The following is a 22,386-nucleotide window of genomic DNA, read 5'->3' as shown; positions in this document are numbered from 1 at the left end:
AATCACTCCGATCAGGGAGTTGGGACCACCGGTCCCAACTCCCTGATCGGCAATGAAATTCCAGAATTTTTCGGTTGCGGAAACAGGCCGCGGGGCCGCCGCAGGCACGTTTTATCCCGGAGCGCAATCATCGCCCAGAAGCCCAAGGGCAACCTGCAAGGGTTGAAGCCCAACCAGATCAAGCGGTTATCCCGCCTGTACCAACGCCAATTCCCGACCGACGGGGTCTACAGCAACGAGCAGGCCCGCGAACTGGCCGAACTGTCCACGGACACCGGCCGCCAACTCGGCCTGCTCATCGACCGCCAGGGCAAAGTCTCCATGGTCCTGGTCGGCGACAACCGGTCCATCTACATCCCGGAGCTGCCGCGTGCGCGCATGAGTTCGGGGCGGCTACGCGGCCTGCGTCTGCTGCACACCCACCTGGCCGAGGAGAGCCTGAGCCAGGAGGACCTCATGGACATGGTCTTCCTGCGGCTCGATTCCGTGGCCGTTCTGACCGTGAGCGGAGGGTTCCCGGTGGCCGTGGAGGCCGCCCACCTGCTGCCGCCCAACCCGGACGAGAAGAGCTACGAGCTGTTCCCGCCCGTGCGCTGGGACCGGTTCGAGCACGACCTGGGATTCATCACCACGGCCATCGAGGATGAGTTCGGCCGCCAGGTCGACGGCCAGGGGCTGGGCTCGGACGAGGACCGCGCCCTGCTGGTCAGCGTGGACGAGACCCCGCGTCCGGTGCAGGAGCTCTCCCTGGAGGAACTGGCCGAACTGGCGGACACCGCCGGGCTGGTCGCGGCCGGGACCATGATCCAGCGGGTGCGCCAGCGCAACCCCAAGTTCATCATGGGCAAGGGCAAGCTGGCCGACCTCGAGGTCCGCGCCCTGCAGGCCAACGCCTCGATCATCATCTTCGACCAGGAGCTTACGCCCACCCAGATACGCAACCTGGCCGACATCACCGAGCGCAAGATCCTGGACCGCACCCAGCTCATCCTGGACATCTTCGCCCAGCACGCGACGAGCAAGTCGGGCAAGCTCCAGGTGGAGATGGCCCAGCTCAAGTACACCCTGCCCAGATTGGTGGGTAAGAACCGGGCCATGTCCCGGCTCATGGGCGGCATCGGCGGGCGCGGGCCCGGCGAGACCAAACTCGAGATCGACCGTCGCCGGGCCAACGACCGGCTGGCGCGGCTCAAGGACGAACTCAAGCAGGTCCGCAGGCACCGCTCCCAGACCCGCGAGCGCCGCGCCAAGGCCGGGCTGCCCGTGGTCTCGCTGGTGGGCTACACCAACGCGGGCAAGTCCACGCTGCTGAACACCCTGACTCAGTCCAAGGTCCTGGCCGAGGACAAGCTCTTCGCCACCCTGGACCCGACCAGCCGCCGCATCCGCTTCCCCGAGGAGCGCGAGGTGGTCCTGACCGATACGGTCGGTTTCATCCGCCGCCTGCCGCCGGACCTGAAGGAGGCCTTCCGGGCCACCCTGGAGGAGCTGGACTCCGCCGATCTGCTCGTGCTCGTCTGCGACGCCTCCCACCCGGAGGTGGAGGAGCAGGTGGAGGCGGTCCGCGCCATTCTCGAAGAGATGGAGCTGAACGAAATCCCGTCCATCCTGGTCCTGAACAAGTGGGACAAGCTCGACGAGGAAGGGCGCGAGGCCATGCGCCGCGTTTTCCCCGAGGGCATCCCGGCCGCTGCCGTGGACCGGCCCTCCCTGGAGGCGGTGGTCGAGGCCATCCTCGGCAACCTCCCGTGGGAGAAGCAGGGCGTCTGACGGTTTCCCGGGCCATTACCTCCGGCCCGCCTTCTTGCGCGTGCGGTAGGCGTCGGCCACGAAGACCAGCGAGACCAGTTGCTGGCCCATGAGGATGTAATAGCCCTGGCTGCCCATCAGGACCGCGCAGCTCAGGTTGCCGAGCATGAACCCGAAGTAGCCGTTCACGTTGTCCTTGGCCGACAGGTAGGTGCCGATCAGGAATCCGGCGGCCACGCAGAGCTCATAGACCTGCGTCGGGGTCGTTATCCCGCCGAAGTCGTAGAGGCTGGCGGCCAGTCCGCAGACCACCGCGAAGCGGGCCAGGTAGTCGAGCCATTTCGGCTCGTTGCCGTGGCCGCGCAGGGCGATGATGAAGCCGATGAGCATGGCCGGGGCGCCGCCCGCTTCCACGGTGGCGGCGATCCAGTTGTGTTCCATGCCGAAGACGGCGACCCAGGCGGGCAGTCCGGCCAGGAATATGCCCCACGACCGTAGCCGCCAGGCCTTGTTGCCTTCCGGGGTGGCGCTGCGCTCCGCCCGGGAAAAGCATATCTTGTTGAGCAGGTACGAAGACCCGCCCCATATCTGAAGCAGAATATCCATGTGATACCTCGTGTCCGGCCCTGGGCCGGCATAGACGTGACAAAAGACATGGGCATCGGCCCATGGACCTCGAAAGAGGTGGGGGAGCAGCGTCTACTCGCCCGATTTGTCCGTCAGAGGAGGCGACATCATGGCGCATTCTCCGCCAAGACTGGCCGCGCAGGCGCCGCCCACGTCCTTCCCGTCGTAGGAGGTGTCGCTTTCCAGCGGCTCGACGTGGATGGTCACTTCTGCGCGGGGCAGCTTGGAATGGATAAGTTCTTCAATGAGTTCACACAGTTCATGGGAATCGTGCACGGTCATGGAACCGGGCACCAACAGATGAAAGTCGATGAATCGCTTGGGGCCGGACTTGCGCGTCCGCAGTCCGTGGAAGGAGGATTCCGTGCCCGCGTAGCTGTGGATGGCGTTGGCGATGAGCTTCAGCTCCTCTTCGGGCAGGGAGTCGTCCATGAGCCCGCCCACGGACCGCTTGAGCAGCCCGACGCCGGTGAAGACGATGTTCACGGCCATGATCACGGCGATGATCGGGTCCAGGATTTTCCACTGGGGCATGACGATGATCACGGCCAGTCCGGCCACCAGCCCCACCGAGGTCCAGACGTCGGTGAGCAGGTGTTTGGCGTCCGCCTCCAGGGTGATGGAGTCGAACCGGTCGGCCGCGCGGAGCATGATCCTGGCGACCAGGAAGTTGATGACCGAGGAGGCCAGCGCCAGGAGCAGGCCGGGGCCGAGATGGCGCAGGTCCTGGGGCGAGAAGAAGCGGTCGATGGCCGCATACCCGATGGCGAAGGCGGCCACGATGATGAGCACGCCCTCGATGCCGCTGGAGAAATATTCGGCCTTGCCGTGGCCGTAGGCGTGGTCCGCGTCGGCCGGGCGCAGGGCGATGGTGATGGCGGTCAGGGCGAGCACGCCCGCGGTCAGGTTGACCAGGGATTCGGTGGCGTCAGAGAGCAGGCCGACCGAGCCGGTCATCCCCCAGGCGCCGAACTTCAGCGCCAGGGTCAGGATCGACGCGCCGATGGAGTAGACGGCGTATCGCTTGGGGGAAGCCGGGCGCACGGTGTTAGCCCTTCTTGAGCCAGGGGTTTTCCTCGCCCCGGGCCAGGCGACGGATGTTCTCCTTGTGCCGCCAGAACAGGACGAGCATGACCACGGCGGCCACGGGGATGTAGGCGAAGTTGCCGGACAGGAGCATGAGCACCGGCAGGGACAGGGCGAAGGTCAGGGAGCCCATGGACACGTGCCCGGTGAGCCAGACCATGAGCAGGCACAGGACGATGCAGACGAGCGCGGGCCAGAAGGCCAGCCCCAGGAACGCGCCCACCGTGGTGGCCACGGCCTTGCCGCCCTTGAACCCCATGAAGCAGGAAAAGACGTGGCCCAGGATGGCCGCCAGGGCGACCAGGGACAGGGCGAAGGGAGATTCGAGCCAGGAGGCGGCGAAGACCACGGGCAGCAGCCCCTTGAGCACGTCGCAAGCCAGGGTGGCGATGCCCCACTTCATGCCGCATAGCCGGGCCACGTTGGTGGCGCCGGTGTTCCTGCTGCCGTCCTTCCTCGGGTCGATGCCGCACGCGGATTTGGCGATGACCAGCCCGAAGGGGATGGAGCCGAGAACATAGGCCGACAGGGCCCAGAAAATGAAGGTCATTGTGATTTCTCCTGATAAATCGCGATAGCTGCGTGATACTACAGTTTTTGCGGCGAGTTGAAAAGTGCGCTTATTCTTCCAGGGCTTCGCTGAGCCGTATCTCGTTGGTCAGCGGGTCGATGCGCGAGAAGTTGATCTGGAACCGCTGGCCCGGATAGAGCTTGTCGCCGAGCATCTTCCTGGGCGCGCGCACGTTGACCTGGAGGTGGGGCATGGCCAGGGTGGCCATGGGACCGGCCTCGTCCACCAGCACGGCGGGCTGGAACTCGCGCCGCCGCTTGGTCAGGTAGACCAGCTTCCAGTACCGGGGCCGGAACCGCTGCACCGCGCTGACCGCCTGGATGCGCATGTTCAGGTGGGTGATGAGCTGGTCCAGTTCGTCGCGGTCGAGCCTCGGTTCGCCCGAGGCCAGGAAGGAACTGACCTGGGCCATGTTGATGAAGTCGGTGTAGCGCCGCAGCGGCGAGGTGATCGGCGCGTAGGCCGGGACGCCCAGCGCCGCGTGCCGCTTGGGCGCGGTCTCCAGGGTCGGGGGCAGGAGCAGCTTGACCGAGCGCAGGATCTCGGCGGGCTCGGTGAAGATGCCTGCGGCCTCCGTGGGCAGGGCGATGTCCTGGGTGCGGTGGAGCAGGGGCACGCCGTTGTCACGGGCCCACAGGGCCAGGCCCGAGTTGGCCAGGATCATGAATTCGCTGACGACCAGTTCCGAGCGCGGGCTGGGCTCCTTGAGGTCTATGTTGACCGAGGTCTGCGCGCCGTCGCCCTCGAGGCTGACGATGGGCTCGGGCTTGCGGATGACGCACGCCCCCGAGGCCAGCCGCCGCTCAAGAAGGTGGGTGGCCAGGTCGTGGGCCAGCATCAGGGATTCATCGGTCCGCTCCGCAATGGCCCGGTCCGCGTCCTCGTAGGTGGTGTTGGCCTTGATCCGGACCCAGGCCGTGCGCGGCTCGACCTTTTCCAGGGTGCCGTCGGCGGCCAGGAAGAAATCCGTGACCAGGGCCGGGCGCGGCTCGCCCGCCAGCAGGGAGTATTGGCCGGTGCCGAGCCGCTCGGGCATCATGTGGCTGGTGCCCTCGGGCAGGTACAGGCTGGTGGCCCGGTGCAGGACCGCCTTATCCAGCGGGGAGCCGAAGGTCCAGTGGGCCTCGGGCCGGGCCAGGACGATGGACAGCCGATACCCGGTCCCGTGCCGCTCGATGCGGAAGGCGTCGTCGATGTCCCGGGTGGTGCTGGCGTCGATGGAGACCGCGTCCTCGATCTCCGGAGCCTCGGCCTGATTGGAAAAGCGGTTTTCTATCTCTTTTATTTCATTGGTGAAGGATTGGGACCACTCGTCGCCCCAGGCGTATTCGGCCTCGTCCAGGTGGTAGTTGTGGTGGGGCGGCAGCACGCCCCAGGTCTGGGCCAGGAGCAGGGCCAGGTGCGGGACGTCGGGCAGTCCCTTGGAGATGGCCGTCCATATCTTGCGGTCGGTCTCGTCCAGGATCTCGCCCACCTTGCCCCGGAGGATGCGCTCAAGCCCCTTGGCCAGGTCCGGGGCCAGGTCGGGCAGGCGCGGCTTGCGGCCCTGGTTGTAGGCGTCCCAGAGGTCCTTGAGCAGGGTCTGGCCCACGCTGGTGATGGCCTCCCGCTCCTTTTCCTCGGCCTGCTGCCGGAGCTTCAGGGCCACCTTTTCGGCGGGCCATATCTCGAAGACGGGCGGGCGGAACTTGAAATGCGTCTTGGCCTGGAGCATGGCCCGGCCCAGCGCGGCCAGCCGGTCCTCGTCCCACTCCTCCCAGAGCAGGTCGGCGAACCAGTCCAGGGGCGCGGATTCCACCTCGCCCTGGGCCAGCTCCCACAGCTCCATGACGTCCAGCCCGGCCTGAATCTCGCCTCGGGCTTCCTGGCGTTCGTTGAGGATGTTCTGGATGTCCTGGCGCGAGGCGTCGGCGGACAGCATTGGTCCGTGCCACGGCAGCAGCCGGGCGGCGGGCAGCTTCATCTCGCGCTTGTTGATGGTCAGCAGGCGGAGCTTGCCCGACGATTCCTCGAGCACCCAGGCGAGCTGGGGCTGGTCGCCGTGCATGAATTCCACCACCGTTCCGGGGCGGACCGTGGGGCCGAGCGGGGTTGTTTTTGCCATGTATCAGTCGATTCTTTTTCGTTGCGCTAAGGGTTCGGTTAGCATGAAACGGTTGTCAGCGTAAGGCCGTGCGCGTATGGGAAATGCATGCAGATGGACTTTCTGGAACTCATAGGCCTTGCGGCCGGTTGCTGCACCACGGCGGCGTTCTTCCCGCAGGTCCTGCACACCTGGCGGACCCGCTCGGTGGCGGACCTCTCCCTGCGCATGTACCTGCTGTTCACCCTGGGGGTCATGTTGTGGCTGGTCTACGGCATCCGCATCGGTTCCCTGGCCGTGACCCTGGCCAATGCCGTCACGCTGGTTCTGGCGGCGTCCATCCTGATCATGAAACTCGTCTACGACAAGTCTTCCCGCAAGGGAAACGACCGCCGCCCCAAATAAAAGGCCTCGCCGAACTCCTGCCCGGCGAAGCCCACTTTCTTTCGTTCGTCCGGTGCTAGTGCTTGAAGGAGCGCTGTCCGGTGAAGACCATGGCCACCTGCGGCTCGGCCTCGTTGACCGCCTGGATGACTTCGAAATCGCGGATGGAGCCGCCGGGCTGGGCGATGGCGGTCACGCCCTGGTCGATGCACAGGTCCACGCCGTCGCGGAACGGGAAGAAGCCGTCCGAGACGACCACGGAGCCGGGCAGGCCGCCGCGCGCCTCTTCGGTGCGCTTCTCGATGTCGGCCAGCTTGGCCTTCATCTCCGGGTCCTTGATGGCCGCGAGCTTGAGCTCGAAGAGCGATTTGCCCAATTCCTTGGAAGACAGCAGGTCAGCATACTTGATGTACGCCTTGGTCACGGCCAGGAGCACGCAGCCCACGCGATCCTGCTCGCCGGTGCCGATGGCGGTGGTCACGCCGTCGCGCACGAAGAGCACGGAGTTGGAGGTCACGCCCGCCTCGACGGCCCAGGCGAAGAGCAGGTCTTCCGCCTCCTGCCTGGAGGGGGCGCGGGCCACGAAGCGGTTGCCGTCCTTCTCGGCCTCGGCCGGGATGAAGTCGTCCACGGACAGGATGGCGTTGCGGAAGGAGAACTGCAGGACCATGCCGCCGTCGGACAGGGACTTGATGTCCAGGAAGGGCATCCGGGACAGCGACTCCAGTTCGGTGATGCCCGGAATCTCCAGGATGCGCAGGTTCTTTTTCTTTTTCAGCACGGCCAGGGCGTCGGCGTCGAACGCGGGCGCGGCCACGACTTCGAAATACACGGAGTTGATCAGCTCGGCGGTGGCCAGGTCGAGCGTGCGGTTGACCACCACGGCCCCGCCGAAGGCGGCGATGCGGTCGGCCTCAAACGCCCGCTTCAGGGCCACGGCCACGCCCTCGTCGGTCCACGCGGCGCCGCAGGGGTTGTTGTGCTTGAGGATGAGCGCGGCCGGTTTGGCGGACAGGTACTGCAAAATGTTCAGGGCGTTGTCCACGTCGGTCAGATTGGTCTTGCCGGGATGCTTGCCCGCCTGGAGCATGTGCTCTTCGGTCAGGGCGGAGACGAGCCCCTGGCCCGCGCCGATGAACTTCACGCCGCCGACCTCAAGCTGCCCCTCGGCCAGTTCGTAGAGCGCGGCGGGCTGGTCCGGGTTCTCGCCGTAGCGCAATCCCTTGGTCTCGCCGTCGATCTCCCAGGTCCGCTTCCTGAAGACCAGTTCCTGGTCGCCCAGGGTCAGCTTCATGTCCGCGGGGAACGGGTCCTGCTGCAAGGTATGGTACATCTTCTTCAAATCGCTCATCGCTTGGACTCCCTGTTGTTGCCGTGTGAGGGGGCGGTCATAACACACCTTCCACAGGCGGGCAATGACCGGGGGGAGACCCGTCCCGGGATTCAAGCGTACGTTTGAAATAATCCATGAATAATAATTGTTCTAACGCGATTACATAGTAAGATTGAATCAAGTGAAAATCCTCGCGAAGAGGCGGGGTTTTCGTCCGGCGTTGCGGTCGCCGTTGAAATTTTCAGCGTACAGGAGGAATTATGCGTATATTCAGCTTCAAGGACTGGGGACTGCAAACCAAGATCCTCAGTTTTTTCCTTGCCATCGTCGTTCTTATCCTGGCCGGACTGCTCGGCTATTTCCTCCCCGTCGTCGGACGTTCCCTCATGCAGGAGAAGCGCATGGCCACGCAGGGCGTGGTCGACGTGGCGTACGGGATCATCGAATCCTGGGCCGCCAAGGCGGAGTCCGGGGCCATGACCAAGGAGGCCGCGCAGGAGGCCGCCAAGGCGGAGATCGCCACCCTGCGCTACCACGGACAGGAGTATTTTTGGGTCAACGACCTCCATCAGGTCATCGTGGTCCACGGGGCCAATGCGGCCCTCAACGGCCAGGACCTGACCGACAAGAAGGACCCCCACGGGGTGTATCTCTTCCAGGAGATGGTCAAGGTGGCCAAGGCCGACGGACAGGGATTCGTCAACTACATGTGGCCCAAGCCCGGCTCCGAAAAGCCCGTGCCCAAGGTCTCCTTCGTCAAGCTGTACAAGCCCTGGGGCTGGGTCGTGGGCTCGGGCATCTATGTCGACGACGTGGACGCCCAGGTCTCCACCCTGCGCTGGCAGATTCTCATTCCCACCGTGGTGGGCATGGCCCTCATGATCCTCATTGTCTTTTGGGTGCTGCGCGGCATCATCCGGCCCCTGCGCGAGGCCGTGGCCGTGTCCAACGCCATGGCCGAGGGCGACCTGACCGTGGACATCGTGTCCCGGAGCAATGACGAGGTCGGCCAGTTGACGGCGGCCATGGCCAACATGCTCCAGGCCCTGCGCAACGTGGTCTCCGAGGTCAGCCTGGCCTCGGAACAGGTCACTTCGGGCAGCGAGGAGCTGGCCTCCTCGGCCATCGACCTGTCCCACGGCGCGACGGAGCAGGCCTCGGCCGTGGAGGAGGTCTCGGCGGCCATGGAGGAGATGACCTCATCCATCGGCCAGAACGCGGAGAACGCCCAGACCACCAACACCATGACCAACAAGGCGGCCCGCGACACCGAGTCGGGCGGCAAGGCCGTGGTCAAGACCGTGGGGGCCATGAAGCAGATCGCGGAGAAGATCTCCATCATCGAGGAGATCGCCCGCCAGACCAACCTCCTGGCGCTCAACGCGGCCATCGAGGCGGCCCGCGCCGGCGAGCACGGCAAGGGCTTCGCCGTGGTCGCGGCCGAGGTCCGCAAGCTGGCCGAACGCAGCGGCGCGTCCGCGGCCGAGATCAGCGAGCTGTCCTCGTCCAGCGTCGAAGTGGCCGAGGAGGCCGGGAACCTGCTGGCCCAGATCGTGCCGGACATCCAGAAGACCGCCGAACTGGTCCAGGAGATATCCGCCGCCACCAACGAGCAGAACGCGGGCGGCTCCCAGGTCAACGCGGCCATCCAGGACATGGACAAGGTCATCCAGCAGAACGCGGCCGCCTCCGAGGAAGTAGCCTCCACGGCGGAGGAACTCTCTTCCCAGGCCGTGCAGCTGCAGAAGACCGTCAGCTTCTTCAAGCTCGGCGGAACCGCCTACGTCCCGACCGCCAACAAGGTCAAGGTGTCCAAGCCCAAGGCCAAGGCCCTCGGCAAGGGCGGGGCCAAGCCGGTGGCCGGGCCCGCATCCGGTGGGATGGACCTGGAGATGGACGACATGGACGACGGCGATTTCGAACGCTTCTGACGCCGAAGACGCCCCCCTGTGAACAATACGGCCGCCCGGTTCTCCGGGCGGCCTTTTTTTGTCCGGGCGGGACCTCGATTTTGCCTTGGCGGGGGCGCTCAATATTTGCTATGCAAAGAATCCCGGCGTGCGTTTTTTCATCAATCAAGGAACACCGATGTCAGAAAGCTACATGGAAAAGGCGCTCTTGAAGCTCGCCCGTCAGATCAATGCCTACGACGAGGCCTCGCTCATGAGCCTTTGGGAAAAATACGCGGAGAAAGTCCGCCATTTCGAGCCCACCAAACGGTGGGAGGAATCGGTCCTGGTGTTCAATCTCATCCAGTCCACCCGCCTCAAGAACCAGCTTTTCAATTACAACTGGGCGCAGTCCCGCCAGCCGGGCGACGGGCCGGTGGAGATCGACCTGGCCGCCCTGACCGCGCCGGAGAAGCCCTCCGGGCCGGTGAACGGCGACCTCGCTTCGGCCCGGGATCAGGACCGCGGGGCCGGGCCGGACAAGAAAGACCGCCGCGGCAAGCTGCTCACCCTGACCCCCAAGAACGGCAAGTAGCCGCCGCACCGGCCGGTTGACATAGGCACCCGTTTATATTTACGGAACATAACCGTTTGTGCGCGCATCCCCGGCCGGGGGCCGCAATCCCGGTATTTCAAGGAGCTAACAATGTCCAATATGGTGGTTTTCGGTTCCCAGTGGGGAGACGAAGGTAAAGGCAAGGTCGTCGATATGCTGGCCGAGAAGGCGGACGCCATCGTCCGTTTCCAGGGCGGCAACAACGCGGGGCATACCCTGGTGGTCGACGGCGAGCAGTGCATCCTGCACCTGATTCCCTCGGGCATCCTGCACCCCGGCAAGCAGTGCCTCATCGGCAACGGCGTGGTCCTGGACCCGTTCGTGTTCTGCGAGGAGCTGGACAAGCTCGCCGCCAAGGGCGTGGACGTGTCCCCCACCCGGGTGATGATCAGCAAGAAGACCCACGTGATCATGCCGTACCACTGTCTCATGGACGCGGCCCGCGAGTCCTCCAAGTCCGAGGACGGCAAGATCGGCACCACCGGACGCGGCATCGGCCCGTGCTACGAGGACAAGATGAACCGCTGCGGCATCCGCGCCGGTGATTTCGCGGACCCCGAGCTGCTCAAGGGCAAGATCGCCAAGGCCCTGGAAGAGAAGAACGTGCTCTTCCAGCACCTGTACGGGACCGAGCCCGTGGACGCCCAGGCCGTCTTCGACAAGGTCATGCCCGTGGCCGAACGCCTGGTTCCGTACCTCGGCGACGTGTCCTCGGCCATCCAGGCCGCCGACTGCGTCCTGTTCGAGGGCGCCCAGGGCACGCACCTGGACATCGACCACGGCACCTACCCGTTCGTGACCTCGTCCAACACGGTCACCGCCAACGCGGCCTCGGGTTCCGGCTGTTCGCCGCGCGAGCTCGACCGGATCATCGCCATCGTCAAGGCGTACACCACCCGCGTGGGCAGCGGCCCGTTCCCCACGGAGCTTACCGACGCCGACGGCGACTACCTGCAGTCTCAGGGCCACGAGTTCGGGGCCACCACCGGGCGCAAGCGGCGCTGCGGCTGGCTCGACCTGGTGGTCCTCAAGGAATCCGCCCGGCTGAACGGTCCCACCGAGCTGGCCATCACCAAGCTGGACGTCCTGTCCGGCCTCAAGGAAGTCAAGCTCTGCGTGGGCTACAAGTACAAGGGCGAGACCGTCGCCTACCCGCCCCAGGAGCAGAACGGCATGGCCTACGTCACGCCCGTCTACGAGACCCTGCCCGGCTGGGACGAGGATATCACCGGCGCGCGCAGCTGGGACGACCTGCCCGGCAACGCGGTCAGGTATCTCAAGCGCATCGAGGAGATTTCCGGCGTCAGGATCGGCATCGTCTCGGTCGGACCGGACCGGGTACAGACCTTTTAGGGAGTGGAGGGCATGACGCTGCACGACGATCCGCTGGCCGCCCTGGCGGGGCAGGAGCACGCGGTCCGGCGGCTCAACGCCATCGCCCACGATCCGCCCCAATCCATCGTTATCGAGGGGGGCGACGCGGAGTCCCGCGTCGCCCTCGCCCTGTATTGGGCCATGCGCCTCAACTGCGCGTCCGGCTCCGTGCCTTGCGGGCAGTGCCCGGCGTGCAGGCAGATCGCGGACCTGGCCTTCAACGACCTGCTGTTCTTCGACGGCCGCGAGGGGCTGATCAAGGTGGACTCCGTGCGCGAGAAGCGCTCCACCTGGGGCCAGCCGCCCCACGGCGACGGCTACCGCGTGTCCATCTTCGCCGAGGCCCAGATGTTCATGACCGAGGCGGCCAACGCCCTGCTCAAGTCCCTGGAGGAGCCGAGGCCCGGCAACGTCTTCGTCCTGGCCGCGCCCCAGCGCGAGAGGCTCCTGGAAACCCTGGTCTCCCGTTCCTGGGTGGTCACCCTGTCCTGGCCGGACGTGCGCGTGAACCCGCCCGAGGTAACCGAGTGGACCACGGCCCTGGTCCATTTCTGGCAGACCGGACGGGGCTGGTTCGAGCGCACCCAGGTGCGCGGCGCGGTGGACCGCAACCTGGCCATGGACGTGGTCATCGGCATGCAGCGCGAGCTGCGCGAAGCCATGTCCGGGGCCTGCTCCACGCCGCTCTCGGCGGGCATGGCCAAGGCCTATGGCCCGGCGGATCTGCGGCGCATCGGCCTGGTCCTCGAACAGGCCCAGGACGCTCTGAACACCCAGGTCCCGGTCAACCCGACCATGGTCCTCGACTGGGTCGCCACCCGAATGGCGTAGCCCGTGCGCATCGTTAAATACGATCACCACGACGCCGACGCCATCGTCGAGCTCATCACCACCATCCAGATCGCGGAGTTCGGCGTGGCCACCTCGGCCGAGAAGCAGCCGGACCTGCGGGACATCCTCGGATACTACCAGCACGGCGCGGGCAATTTCTGGCTCGCCTTTGAAGAGGACGAACTCATCGGGACCATCGCCCTCAAGGACGTGGGCGGCGGGGTCTGCGCCCTGCGCAAGATGTTCGTCAAGAAGGCGTTTCGCGGCAGGGAGCGCGGCGTGGGCGCGAAGCTCATGCAGACCCTGCTTGACCGGGCGCGCGACCACGGCGTGCGCGAGATATACCTCGGCACCGTGGACGTCTACCACGCGGCGCACCGCTTTTACGAGAAGTCCGGCTTCGTCGAGATCGCCCGCAACGAGGTCCCGGACACGGTCCCACTCATGGACGTGGATGTGAAATACTACCGCTTCCGCTTTTGATTTTTATCCCCCACATGGTATAGACGCATCGGTGGCTTTTGAACTCTAGCGGTTCGGAGGTGCGTATGCGCGCGATCGAAATGACGGCGTTCGACATGGCCCAGCGTTTCGTCGGAGTCCGGGAAGTTCCCGGCAGCCAGTCGAATCCCGCTGTCCTGGCGATGCTGAAACTCGATGACGACTGGCCCGAGGACGACGACGTGCCCTGGTGTTCGGCATTCGCCAACTACGTGACCTGGCTGCTCAGGCTGCCCCGGTCCAAGAGCCTGATGGCCCGCTCCTGGCTCAAGGTCGGGCGGGCCGTGAACGAGGAGGCCGAGGTCGGATTCGACATGGTCATCCTCAAGCGGGGCGGCGGCAGCCAGCCGGGGCCGGAGGTGACCGACGCCACCGGCCACGTCGGCTTCTACGCGGGCATGGAGAACGGCAAGGTGCTTGTCCTGGGCGGCAACCAGGGGGACGAGGTCAACATCACCGCCTACCCCAGGAGCCGGGTCCTGGGAATCCGGCGGCTGTACTGACGGGTGGGGACGCGCCCGGCGGCGGGCATGAAAAAAAGCCCGGATCGGTTTTCCGATCCGGGCTTTTTCGTTTTTTCGGAGGTCGGGCTAGGCGTCGACCATCTTGCCCGCGAAGCGGATGACCAGGGCCGTGGCCAGGATGCCCAGAGGCAGGGTCAGGGTGACGGGCAGGCCCAGCCCCGCCGGGAGGTAGCCGACGACGATGGCAAGCCCGGCCACGACCACGGCATAGGTCAGCTGGGTGCGCACGTGGTCGATGTGGTCGCAGCCCGCGCCCATGGAGGACAGGATGGTCGTGTCCGAGATGGGCGAGCAGTGGTCGCCGAAGATAGCTCCGGTCAGGACCGAGCCCACGGACAGGACCACGAACTCCGGGTCGGGGTTGAGGGCGAAGGCCAGGGGGATGGTCAGGGGCATGAGGATGCCCATGGTCCCGTAGGAGGTGCCGGTGGCGAACGAGATGATCGAGCCGAGGATGAAGATGATCGACGGCAGCAGGTAGGCAGGCAGGGCGTCGGACAGCGCGCCTACCAGATAGGTGGCCGTGCCCAGCTCCTTCATGATCCCGGACAGGGACCAGGCCAGGAGCAGGATGACGGCGGTGATGTTCATGGATTTGATGCCCGTGACAAAGGTCTCGATGGCTTCTTTCAGCGGCATGATCTTGCGCGATACGGCCATGGCGATGGCCACCATGGAGGCGAGCAGGGCGGCCTGGAACAGGACCACCGAGGCGTCCGAGGCCCCGAAGCAGATGCGCATGGAGGCGAACGACAGGGGCGATGCGTTGACCGCGGCCAGCACGGCCGGGTCGTCGAGGTTCTGGTAGCCGTTGAAGTAGAAGCCCAGGAACGCGGCGACCATGAGGGTGCCGATGGGCAGGATGGCGCTCCACACGGACGGCTTCACGTGGGCGGCGGGCTCCAGGGTGGTGGCCTCGTCCGAGGCCATGGGCACGGCGTTGTCGCCGAGCACCTTGCCGTGGGTCCGGGCGCGCATCTCGGCCGTGTACATGGGGCCGAAGTCGCGCTTGAGCCACACGGCCAGGAGGATGAAGAGCAGGATGTAGATGTTGTAGAACCGGTACGGGATGGTCTGGACGAAGATGCCGTAGGCGTTGCCGGTGATGCCGATGGTCTGGTAGCCGTCGCGGATCAGGCCGACCTCGTAGGCCACCCAGGTGGAGATCAGCGCGATGCCCGCGATGGGCGCGGCCGTGGCGTCGATGATGAAGGCCAGCTTCTCGCGCGAGACCTTCAGGCGGTCGGTCACCGGGCGCATGATCGGCCCCACGGTCAGGGAGTTGGCGTAGTCGTCGAAGAAGATGAACAGCCCCATGACCCAGGCGGCCAGCTGGGAGGAGCGCGGGGTACGGGCCCAGCGGGAGATGGCCCCGGCGATGGCCTGGGCGCCGCCCATCTTGGAGATCAGCGCGATGAGCCCGCCGATGGCCAGGACCTGGAGCACGATGCCCGCGTCCCACGGATCGGCCAGGGAGGTCAGGACCTGGGTGGACAGGTGCAGGAACCCGCCGACCAGGGCGTGGTACACGTCCCATCCCTTCAGTTCGAGCATGAAGCAGCCCGAGAACACGCCGATGAACAGCGACAGGACGACGTTCTTGCTGGCGAAGGCCAGGGCGATGGCCAGCAGCGGCGGGATCAGGGTCAGCAGGCCCCAGTGTTCGGCGTTGGCGGCGGCCACCGCCGGGTCGGCGGCCAGGGCGAGGGCGGGCATGAGAAAGGCCGCCAGACAGGCGGCCGACAGTATGAGAGGTTTGCGCATGACGTTCCCTTTGAAATGTGCTCGTTGCAGTGCGGAATAATCGAAATCAACCGTGAAATACAAAATTGTATTCTGTGTAGATGGAGAGCAGGCATATATCATTCATAAGGGTTTGTCGATGGTAAAGGGATATCGACTTCCGAATGCATTGCCAAAAAAGGAATTTCTGCGTGGCCGGATCAGGGAAAGCGGCTTTCGCGCTCCACCTTGCAGACGCGGGTGGTGAAGGAAGCGTACCACTCCTTGCGGCCGCGCGCCTGGGCGACCCGGTGCTCGGGGTGCTCGCGCCACGCCCGGATGGCCTCGGGGCTGTCCCAGTAGGACACGGTGATGCCGACCTCCTCGCGGGCGGAATCCACGCCCAGGAAGCCGGGCATGGACCTGGCCAGTTCGAGCATGCGCCCGGCGGTCTCGGCGTAGCCGCCGTCCCGGTCCGTGCGCACGGAGGTGAAGATCACGGCCCAACAGGCCGGGCCGTTCATATCAGGTTGATTCTTCGGCATTGCGATCCTTTGGGCGTGAAAAGTCCCAGCTGTACGCTTTCGGACAGGGGCTGCCCGATCTTTTCGGCCAGGAAGCGGGCCGGACTGTGCTCGAACATCTGGCCGGGCCGGAGGAAGGTGCGGCAGAACATCTCGCCCCAGTTGGTGGCGTAGATCACGGCGGCCTGCTCGACGCGCCCGGTCTCGGGCGGGGCGGCCAGGTTGAGGATGAAGAAGGCCCGTTCGACCTTCTCGGCGCGCAGGCCCTCGTTGATGTCCGGCTCGAAGGTCTCGGCGAAGGGGAAGAAATCGTGCAGGGCGGCCATGAGTTTCTGCAGGTCGCTGAGGGCCATGGGCGCGATGGTCCGGTCCGCCTGCAACAGGCTCTTGGGCGCGTAGATGCGGTTGGCCAGCAGCCAGGCCAGCAGGTGCACCGGGTCCTGGTTGCGGTGGAGCATCTGGAGGTGTTCGGCGGACTGCTTGGCCTCCACCCGCTCTCCGCCGCGCACGGTCCAGGCGGGCGTCTTGCCCGGAGCCTTCTCCGCCGCGAAATGGAGGATGGGAAAGCCGTTCTCGCGGGTGTCCATGAACGGCACGCGCATGATCTTGTGGTTCTTGCGCGCGAAGTTGGCCGCGATGCGGCGGCCCATGCGCGTCAGGTCCTCGGGGTTGACCAGGGCCCTGGTCCTGTCCTTGGCCCGGCCGCCGGCGGACAACCCCTCCTGGATGCGCTGGTAGGTGTCCACCATGTAGCGGCGCACGTGCGCGCCCATACGCAGGGACTTGTCGAAGGGCCAGGTGCGGTGCGTCTCGGCCAGTCTGCCCGGCTCCACGTAGCCCGAGCCGAACAGGACCGAGATCAGGGACTCGTCCTCGGGCCGGGTGGGCAGGTTCATGAACAGGGGGATGTCCGACAGGTTGGCCTTGAGCCGGAACGACTCCTTGAGCAGGGCCGCCGCGTTGTCCTCCCCGCGCCCGGAATAGTAGTCGTGCAGGGTCGAGTACAGGGCGGTGTACGGGTCGGTGTCGAGCCGTCCCTGGCGGTTGCGGATCAGTTTGCGCTTGATGCGGTCGCACAGGGGCAGGGCGGATGCGCCGGGCGCGGCGTAGGTCTCCAGCAGGCCGAGCTTGAGCACGGACTTGAAGGGCGAGTGGATGGCCTTGACCATCTGCCACAGGGATCCGCCGAAATATTCGGCCGGGGGCACCTCGGCCAGGTGGCCGAAGTCCTCCAGGCGCGGCTTGCCGCACAGGGGGTAGCGCCGGGCCGCGCGGATGCACGACTCGTACATCTTGCGGCTGGCCCCGGCCGGGGTGACCCACCAGGCGATGTTCTTGCCCGCCAGCTTGAGCGCCGTGCGGTAGAACTCCTCCTTGAGCAGCAGGACCTGGGCCGAACCCGAGCTCTCCTCGTCGCCGGACAGGAAGCGGTTGTCGCGCACGTCGTCCATGCGCATGGGGTAGAAATGGACCTCCAGGCCGAAATCGCTGTCCGCCCACAGGGCCATGGCGTCGAGCTTGCGCTTGAGCCCGTGCTCCATGGTCATGGTCACGTCGCCGTCGTAGCAGACCCAGCAGTCCAGGTCCGAGCTCGACGTCTGGGCCACGGTGCCCAAGCTGCCCATGGCGTAGACCGCCTGGATGCGTACCTCGGGCGAGGGGTCGAACTCCGGCTCCAGCCCGAGCCGGTCGCGGACCAGCTCCAGGTCGGTCAGGCAGGGATAGTATCCCCAGACCCGCGAGGACGGGATGTTGCCGAAGTTGTAGCGGCGTTCGAACAGGTCGCTGTCCAGGAGCATGGGGAGCATGCGCAGGAAGGCCTGCTGGTCGCGGGACAGGGTGCCCATGGCCCGGTGCATGCGCTGGCGGTTGTTGTCGAGCATGCGCCGCTCCCGGCGCATGAAGGTCAGCTCCCTGGACCATGCGGCCAGCGCCTTCTGGGCCTGGAAGGGATCGGTCTCCCGGCTCCTGGGCATAACGTTTTTCTCCGCCTCCCTGGCGAACAGGGTCATCTGGCGGAGGCGGTTGGCCAGAAATTGCGGGTGCCCGGCGTCGGAGTTCTTGATGATGGACCGGGTCACGGGCGAGCCGGGCAGCTCCATGGAAAGGAGCACGCAGTCCCGGACGTACAGGGCGTGCAGGCAGGTGCGGCGGAACTCCACGCCCCGGAATTCGTCGCCGATCAGTTCGGCGAAGGACAGGTCGCACGCCTCGAACCGGGTGGAGCGCACGGAGCAGCCGTGCAGGGCGCTCCCGGCCAGGGAGCAGACGGTGAAGTCGCAGCGGGTCAGGCGGCAGTCGCGGAAGGCGGCCTCGCTGAACACCGAGTTCCGGAACCGGCACCCCTCGAAGGTGCAGCCGGACAGGAACGCGCCCGTGAACGTGCAGTCCGTGAACAGGCAGTCCTCGAACCGGGTGGCCGCGAACTCCACGCCGGTGAAGCGCACATCCCGGAATTCGGTGCCGGACGCGGTGCAGGCACGGATGAGCCCGTCGGACAGGTCGGAATTGCCCACCTTCCCCCGGAAGAACCGGGTGTGGACGAACGTGGATCCGGCCAGGTTCAGCCCGGTCAGTTCCCGGTTTTCCAGTTGCTCGCCGTCCACCGTGGACCCGGCCAGGTCCAGGTCGCGGACGTTGCCGGGCTTGGGCAGCAGGTCCTGGAGTTTCTTGGGCCTGGATTTGAACAGCCCCTTGAGGAAGCCGGTCCTGGACGGTTCGGGCGCGACACGGTGCGACGGGACCGGGGGCTCGGCCTCCTGGACGCGGGGGGAGCCGGTTCCCCGGGGCGGACAGTTCCCGGCCGCGTTGCGCACGAAGTCCGGGGCGATGGCCTCGAGCGCACCGAGCATTTCGAGCTGGGCGTTTGCCCGGCGTTCCTCGGGCAGGGAGGCGATGTACTGGACGTAGCCGATGTCGCCGAGCAACGGGGCGCGGGACACGGCGGCCGCGCGGATGCCCGGCATGCGGGAGCGGACCGAGGCCAGCAGCTTGCCCATGGCTGGATGGTCCTGGCTGATGAGCGCGTCCAGGCACGCCCCGGCGAGTTCGGTGTCCGCCTTGGGCAAAATTTTGAGCAGCATGCCGAGGATGGTCTTGTTGCCCGCCTCGCCCACGGCCGCGATGGTCCGCAGGACCGCGACGTCCGCCTCGATGCGGCCCAGGTCCGCGGCCTTGGCCAGGGCCTCGCCGTAGGACGAATCGCCCACGCCCCGGATGACCTGGCAGAGCTGTTCCAGGTCGCGGCCTTCCACGCCGTTGGTCAGCCGGGAATTGATCCAGCGGCCGAACAGGCCGCCGACGATGACCTGCCTGACCGGGAAGGCCAGGAGCTCGCCCTGCTCGCCGAGCCGGGCCACGAACGGGACCAGCTCCTCGGGGTCCGTGCCCATGAGCGGCTTGAGCAGTTCCTCGACCCAGGCCAGGGTCTCGCGGTCCATGTCGCCGGGAAAGTCCTTGAGCATCTCGTGGACCAGGCCCAGCCGGTCCCGGGCGGGCCAGGCCGCCACCTTGGGGTCCAGCCGGGGCAGGGGGGCGTTGTGGGCGTTGATGCACCGGGCGCACAGGGTCCGGCCGAACCGGCCGGAGCGGACCAGGGCCTGGAGGCAGGCCTGGACCGTGTGGATGTCGCCGGAATTGGTCGCCAGGCGGTTCAGGGCGAGAACGGCCTCGGCCAGGGGCACGGCCTCGGTGTGGGTCGGGTGGGGCGTCTCGTCGCACCAGAGCATGAACTCCACCGCCAACGCCCCGATGCCGGGTCCGTTGCCGCCGGGCGCACCCTCGGAGAGGGCGCCGATGGCCCCGGCCAGGGTTCGTATGTTCGGATTGTCTTGGCTCATCACCGCTGCCGCCTTGCTGAGATGGCGCGATAGTGCAGTGAATCGGAGGCGAAGTCAAAGCGGTATTCCACCCCCTCGAATCCGCATTTCCGGAATACCGGAAAACGAGCGGTTTCCGGGGTCCGAAAACGGGCCAGAAACGCCCGGGAAGCCGCTGAAACGCTTGTTTAAGGGGCAAAAACACTTTGACTCACCAGGGACAATGGCCTATCGTCCCGGACTATTATTGATAACTGAAATCCCCAGTCCAAAAACAACCTTTCAGGGAAGACACTTATGTATACACTTCGTACCCTTCCGGGAGACGATGTCCGTCAGATCATGTGGCGTTTCGCCGAGCGTTTCGATCTCCAGATGACCGTGCAGAGCGCCCGGTCCATCGCCCGCACCACCGTCGCCAAGCTGGTGTCCGAAGGGGCGCGCAACACGCACGAGTGGACCGAGCAGAAGGGCGAACTCCTGACCGCCTTCGACCAGGCCGGACTGACCGCGCTGTTCATGGACCCCCATCAGGGCGGGTTCATCGAGGGTCCCAAGAACCTGGCCCTGGCCCTGGTCGCCTTCGAACTGGCCTGGGTGGACGCGGGCGCCGCCACCTCCTCCCTGGCCTCCTGTCTGGCCCTGGCCCCGATTCACGAAAAGGGCACCACCGAGCAGCGCGACAAGTACATGTCCGCCTGCGTCCCGCCCCAGCCGGGCGAGGACCGCAAGATCTGGCGCGGGGCGTTCGCCCTGACCGAGCCGCTGCCCTACGTGGGCGTGGACACCGGCGTGCTCTGCGGCAAGGCCGCCGTGGCCGAGTGGAAGGACGGCGAGGAGCCCATGCTTCAGGTCGACAAGCGCGGCCGGTTCATCACCAACATGGATTTCGCCAACTTCGTCACCGCCGCCGTGGAGTCCAATGACGAGCGCATCAAGGGAACCTTTATGGTCATCCTCGAAGAGGGCGACGAGGGCACCTTCGACCGTGGCGCGCCCACGCTCAAGATGGTCCACCAGCTTTCCTCCACCCGCGACCCCGTGCTCAACCTCAAGGTGCCCGCCTCCCGCATCATCGGCGGCTACGACGTGGTCGACCGCGTGATCGTGCCCAAGTACAACCACTCCGAGATCATCGGCGCGGTTTTCCACCGCACCCGCATCCCCGTGGGGCTGATGACCTCGGCCAAGCTGCTTTCCGCCGTGGAGCCGGTCATCCGCTACCACCGCAACCGCTTCCGGGGCGGCGACGCCTGCAAGGAAGGCTCCCCGCGCTACGACAAGGGATTGCAGATCAACGAGGACGCCCTGCAGCGCCTGGCGGATGTCTGGGCCTCCGGCGAGGCGGGCTGCGCTCTGGCCTTCGCGGCCGCGCGACTGGCCGACCGTTTCGATCCCATCGAAAAGGCCAAGGAGGCCCACTTCGAGTCCGAGGGCGTGACCTCCATCCGCAAGCAGATGGCCGTCCTGCGCAAGCTGCACGACCAGGTCCGCGAATTCATCAAGCTGGAGTATTCCGCTCCGGGCACCCGCGACGAAGCCCGGTACAACGAACTGTCGAGCGACACCCTGGTCCAGTACGCCTACATGGAGGCCCTGGCGGGCGTCCTCAACCCCGGCGTGAAGCTCTGGAACACGGGCGAGGGCGCCAACAAGATGCGCGAGGCCGTGGCCCTGGTCGGCGGCTACGGCATCACCGAGGACTGCCCCGGCTTCCTCATGCAGAAATGGACCGACTGCCAGCTCGAGGCCACCTACGAGGGCCCCGAGGCCGTGCAGCGCCGCCACCTGACCATGACCATGACCTCCGACATCTTCGGCTGCATCATGGAAAACTGGATCGGGCAGATGCGCCGCGCGGGCCAGGACGTTCCCGGCCTGGGCGGCTACGTGCTGGCCTCGGCCATGGAGTTGTGGCAGTGGACCCTGGGCCACCTCCAGGAGGCCACGGACCAGGACGGCCGCAAGCTCTACCACAACAAGCGGCAGGGCGTGACCTTCCCCATGGCGGACGCGCTGGGCTGGATTCTCGGCCCCTACTTCCTGGCCTGCGACGTCATGGAGCTCATCGAGAAGGGCCCCATGTCCATGACCCTGGCCGAGGGGCTGGACGATCTGACCGGGTTCTACAAGGACCTGTGCCACGTGCAGGCCGCCCGCGCCGCAGGCGAAGTGGCCCGCATCTGTTCCGAGCTGGTCTACGGCTTCAACTGGAACCGTTGCCCGACTCCGGACGGCGGCATCGCCGACAAGTGCGAGCCCGCGAAAAAGACCAAGGACGAATGCGCCCAGGACGGCACGCTCGGCGACCAGTCCAAGTGCGCGCGCCCGGACCTGGCCCGCTTCCGCGAACTCAAGGCCACCATCGACATGTGCCTGGCCGGCTCCCGCCTGGCCAAGGACCGTGCGGGCAACGCCCTGGCCGAAGTGATGATCCCCGAAGCCCTCGATTACCCGCAGGGCTAGCAAGATAAAGACAATGCGAGAGGGAAACCTTTTGAGAAAGGTTTCCCTCTCGCGCTCTCCCTTCCAAAACTTTTTGTCGCCGCGCCGTCAGGAGGGGGGAGAGGACCGCCTTGGATGATAATGGCGGCGCGGGGGGGCGCGGACCCCAATTTCGCGCCCTGAGAAGTAAACTTCAACCAGACCCACCCATCCGCCCATTGAAGACCGCATCGCGCGCCTTCGGGCCATGGCTCAAGGCAGGTAACATGCACCGTTTCGCATCCCCGTTTTTCCTTCTCCTTTTCCTTG

At 66.0% G+C, this 22,386-nt stretch carries 17 protein-coding genes; 9 read left to right on the top strand and 8 right to left on the bottom strand.

All coding sequences use genetic code 11. The features are described 5' to 3' along the window. Positions 1 to 162: 162 nt before the first annotated feature. Positions 163 to 1,770, top strand: a complete 1,608-nt coding sequence (hflX, locus tag AB6M95_RS14370) for a GTPase HflX (RefSeq protein ID WP_371387434.1) — start codon at positions 163 to 165, stop codon at positions 1,768 to 1,770. A 15-nt stretch (positions 1,771 to 1,785) separates the two neighbouring features. On the opposite strand, the gene AB6M95_RS14365 is transcribed toward hflX, so the two are convergent. The 4 genes from AB6M95_RS14365 to AB6M95_RS14350 all read right to left on the bottom strand — a co-directional run bounded on the left by AB6M95_RS14365 (position 1,786) and on the right by AB6M95_RS14350 (position 6,137). Further along, complete coding sequence (locus tag AB6M95_RS14365; protein ID WP_371387433.1) at positions 1,786 to 2,355, bottom strand: hypothetical protein; 570 nt, start codon at positions 2,353 to 2,355, stop codon at positions 1,786 to 1,788. Between the two features lie 93 nt (positions 2,356 to 2,448). Next, positions 2,449 to 3,420 (bottom strand): cation diffusion facilitator family transporter, encoded by a 972-nt coding sequence (locus AB6M95_RS14360; RefSeq protein WP_371387432.1) that lies wholly within the window; start codon positions 3,418 to 3,420, stop codon positions 2,449 to 2,451. A 4-nt stretch (positions 3,421 to 3,424) separates the two neighbouring features. Then, the gene (gene plsY, locus AB6M95_RS14355; RefSeq protein ID WP_371387431.1) at positions 3,425 to 4,012 is read right to left on the bottom strand and encodes a glycerol-3-phosphate 1-O-acyltransferase PlsY; all 588 of its coding nucleotides are present in this window, start codon (positions 4,010 to 4,012) and stop codon (positions 3,425 to 3,427) included. 70 nt (positions 4,013 to 4,082) lie between these two features. Further along, positions 4,083 to 6,137, bottom strand: coding sequence for a ribonuclease catalytic domain-containing protein (locus AB6M95_RS14350; RefSeq protein WP_371387430.1), 2,055 nt, complete (start codon positions 6,135 to 6,137; stop codon positions 4,083 to 4,085). An 87-nt stretch (positions 6,138 to 6,224) separates the two neighbouring features. Between AB6M95_RS14350 and AB6M95_RS14345 the strand changes: the two genes are divergently transcribed. Beyond that, complete coding sequence (locus AB6M95_RS14345) at positions 6,225 to 6,521, top strand: SemiSWEET family sugar transporter (RefSeq protein ID WP_371387429.1); 297 nt, start codon at positions 6,225 to 6,227, stop codon at positions 6,519 to 6,521. Positions 6,522 to 6,576: 55 nt separating this feature from the next. Here the strand turns inward: AB6M95_RS14345 and AB6M95_RS14340 are convergent, their stop codons facing one another. Further along, positions 6,577 to 7,851 (bottom strand): IMP cyclohydrolase, encoded by a 1,275-nt coding sequence (locus AB6M95_RS14340; protein ID WP_371387428.1) that lies wholly within the window; start codon positions 7,849 to 7,851, stop codon positions 6,577 to 6,579. Positions 7,852 to 8,093: 242 nt separating this feature from the next. Between AB6M95_RS14340 and AB6M95_RS14335 the strand changes: the two genes are divergently transcribed. The 6 genes from AB6M95_RS14335 to AB6M95_RS14310 all read left to right on the top strand — a co-directional run bounded on the left by AB6M95_RS14335 (position 8,094) and on the right by AB6M95_RS14310 (position 13,547). Continuing rightward, positions 8,094 to 9,764 (top strand): methyl-accepting chemotaxis protein, encoded by a 1,671-nt coding sequence (locus AB6M95_RS14335; RefSeq protein ID WP_371387427.1) that lies wholly within the window; start codon positions 8,094 to 8,096, stop codon positions 9,762 to 9,764. Positions 9,765 to 9,921: 157 nt separating this feature from the next. After that, complete coding sequence (locus AB6M95_RS14330; protein WP_371387426.1) at positions 9,922 to 10,317, top strand: hypothetical protein; 396 nt, start codon at positions 9,922 to 9,924, stop codon at positions 10,315 to 10,317. Positions 10,318 to 10,428: 111 nt separating this feature from the next. Then, a complete protein-coding gene (locus tag AB6M95_RS14325; protein WP_371387425.1) occupies positions 10,429 to 11,691 on the top strand; it encodes an adenylosuccinate synthase in 1,263 nt (420 codons plus the stop codon). A gap of 12 nt (positions 11,692 to 11,703) precedes the next feature. After that, positions 11,704 to 12,543 carry a DNA polymerase III delta subunit-related protein gene (locus AB6M95_RS14320; protein ID WP_371387424.1) on the top strand — a complete coding sequence of 280 codons (840 nt, stop codon included), beginning with the start codon at positions 11,704 to 11,706 and terminating at the stop codon, positions 12,541 to 12,543. Positions 12,544 to 12,546: 3 nt separating this feature from the next. Next, a complete protein-coding gene (locus AB6M95_RS14315; protein ID WP_371387423.1) occupies positions 12,547 to 13,026 on the top strand; it encodes a GNAT family N-acetyltransferase in 480 nt (159 codons plus the stop codon). Between the two features lie 65 nt (positions 13,027 to 13,091). After that, the gene (locus tag AB6M95_RS14310) at positions 13,092 to 13,547 is read left to right on the top strand and encodes a TIGR02594 family protein (RefSeq protein ID WP_371387422.1); all 456 of its coding nucleotides are present in this window, start codon (positions 13,092 to 13,094) and stop codon (positions 13,545 to 13,547) included. 87 nt (positions 13,548 to 13,634) lie between these two features. Here AB6M95_RS14310 and AB6M95_RS14305 read toward each other — a convergent pair whose 3' ends face one another. The 3 genes from AB6M95_RS14305 to AB6M95_RS14295 form a co-directional block, all read right to left on the bottom strand. Continuing rightward, positions 13,635 to 15,332 carry a Na+/H+ antiporter NhaC family protein gene (locus AB6M95_RS14305; protein WP_371387421.1) on the bottom strand — a complete coding sequence of 566 codons (1,698 nt, stop codon included), beginning with the start codon at positions 15,330 to 15,332 and terminating at the stop codon, positions 13,635 to 13,637. 179 nt (positions 15,333 to 15,511) lie between these two features. Continuing rightward, positions 15,512 to 15,835 (bottom strand): antibiotic biosynthesis monooxygenase family protein, encoded by a 324-nt coding sequence (locus AB6M95_RS14300; RefSeq protein ID WP_371387420.1) that lies wholly within the window; start codon positions 15,833 to 15,835, stop codon positions 15,512 to 15,514. Beyond that, the gene (locus AB6M95_RS14295; RefSeq protein ID WP_371387419.1) at positions 15,811 to 19,653 is read right to left on the bottom strand and encodes a class I adenylate cyclase domain-containing protein; all 3,843 of its coding nucleotides are present in this window, start codon (positions 19,651 to 19,653) and stop codon (positions 15,811 to 15,813) included. Before AB6M95_RS14295 ends, AB6M95_RS14300 begins: the two co-directional genes overlap by 25 nt. A 276-nt stretch (positions 19,654 to 19,929) precedes the next feature. Here AB6M95_RS14295 and AB6M95_RS14290 point away from each other — a divergent pair, with 276 nt between their 5' ends. Next, entirely contained in the window at positions 19,930 to 22,098 is a 2,169-nt protein-coding gene (locus AB6M95_RS14290; RefSeq protein WP_371387418.1) for an acyl-CoA dehydrogenase family protein, read from the top strand. Positions 22,099 to 22,386 lie beyond the last annotated feature (288 nt).

This window comes from Pseudodesulfovibrio karagichevae (assembly GCF_041414475.1).
GTDB classification, from domain to species: Bacteria; Desulfobacterota; Desulfovibrionia; order Desulfovibrionales; family Desulfovibrionaceae; genus Pseudodesulfovibrio; species Pseudodesulfovibrio karagichevae.
Note: the sequence above shows the minus strand (reverse complement) of the source record. Positions and strands in the feature narration are given on the sequence as shown.

Excerpts from the sequence above, each read along its gene's own strand:
- AB6M95_RS14300 (WP_371387420.1), bottom strand. The coding sequence starts at position 15,835 with ATGCCGAAGAATCAACCTGATATGAACGGCCCGGCCTGTTGGGCCGTG.
- AB6M95_RS14310 (WP_371387422.1), top strand. The coding sequence starts at position 13,092 with ATGCGCGCGATCGAAATGACGGCGTTCGACATGGCCCAGCGTTTCGTC.
- AB6M95_RS14350 (WP_371387430.1), bottom strand. The coding sequence starts at position 6,137 with ATGGCAAAAACAACCCCGCTCGGCCCCACGGTCCGCCCCGGAACGGTG.
- AB6M95_RS14325 (WP_371387425.1), top strand. The coding sequence starts at position 10,429 with ATGTCCAATATGGTGGTTTTCGGTTCCCAGTGGGGAGACGAAGGTAAA.
- plsY (WP_371387431.1), bottom strand. The coding sequence starts at position 4,012 with ATGACCTTCATTTTCTGGGCCCTGTCGGCCTATGTTCTCGGCTCCATC.
- AB6M95_RS14335 (WP_371387427.1), top strand. The coding sequence starts at position 8,094 with ATGCGTATATTCAGCTTCAAGGACTGGGGACTGCAAACCAAGATCCTC.
- AB6M95_RS14340 (WP_371387428.1), bottom strand. The coding sequence starts at position 7,851 with ATGAGCGATTTGAAGAAGATGTACCATACCTTGCAGCAGGACCCGTTC.
- AB6M95_RS14330 (WP_371387426.1), top strand. The coding sequence starts at position 9,922 with ATGTCAGAAAGCTACATGGAAAAGGCGCTCTTGAAGCTCGCCCGTCAG.
- AB6M95_RS14305 (WP_371387421.1), bottom strand. The coding sequence starts at position 15,332 with ATGCGCAAACCTCTCATACTGTCGGCCGCCTGTCTGGCGGCCTTTCTC.
- AB6M95_RS14320 (WP_371387424.1), top strand. The coding sequence starts at position 11,704 with ATGACGCTGCACGACGATCCGCTGGCCGCCCTGGCGGGGCAGGAGCAC.
- AB6M95_RS14345 (WP_371387429.1), top strand. The coding sequence starts at position 6,225 with ATGCAGATGGACTTTCTGGAACTCATAGGCCTTGCGGCCGGTTGCTGC.
- AB6M95_RS14290 (WP_371387418.1), top strand. The coding sequence starts at position 19,930 with ATGTATACACTTCGTACCCTTCCGGGAGACGATGTCCGTCAGATCATG.
- AB6M95_RS14295 (WP_371387419.1), bottom strand. The coding sequence starts at position 19,653 with ATGAGCCAAGACAATCCGAACATACGAACCCTGGCCGGGGCCATCGGC.
- AB6M95_RS14365 (WP_371387433.1), bottom strand. The coding sequence starts at position 2,355 with ATGGATATTCTGCTTCAGATATGGGGCGGGTCTTCGTACCTGCTCAAC.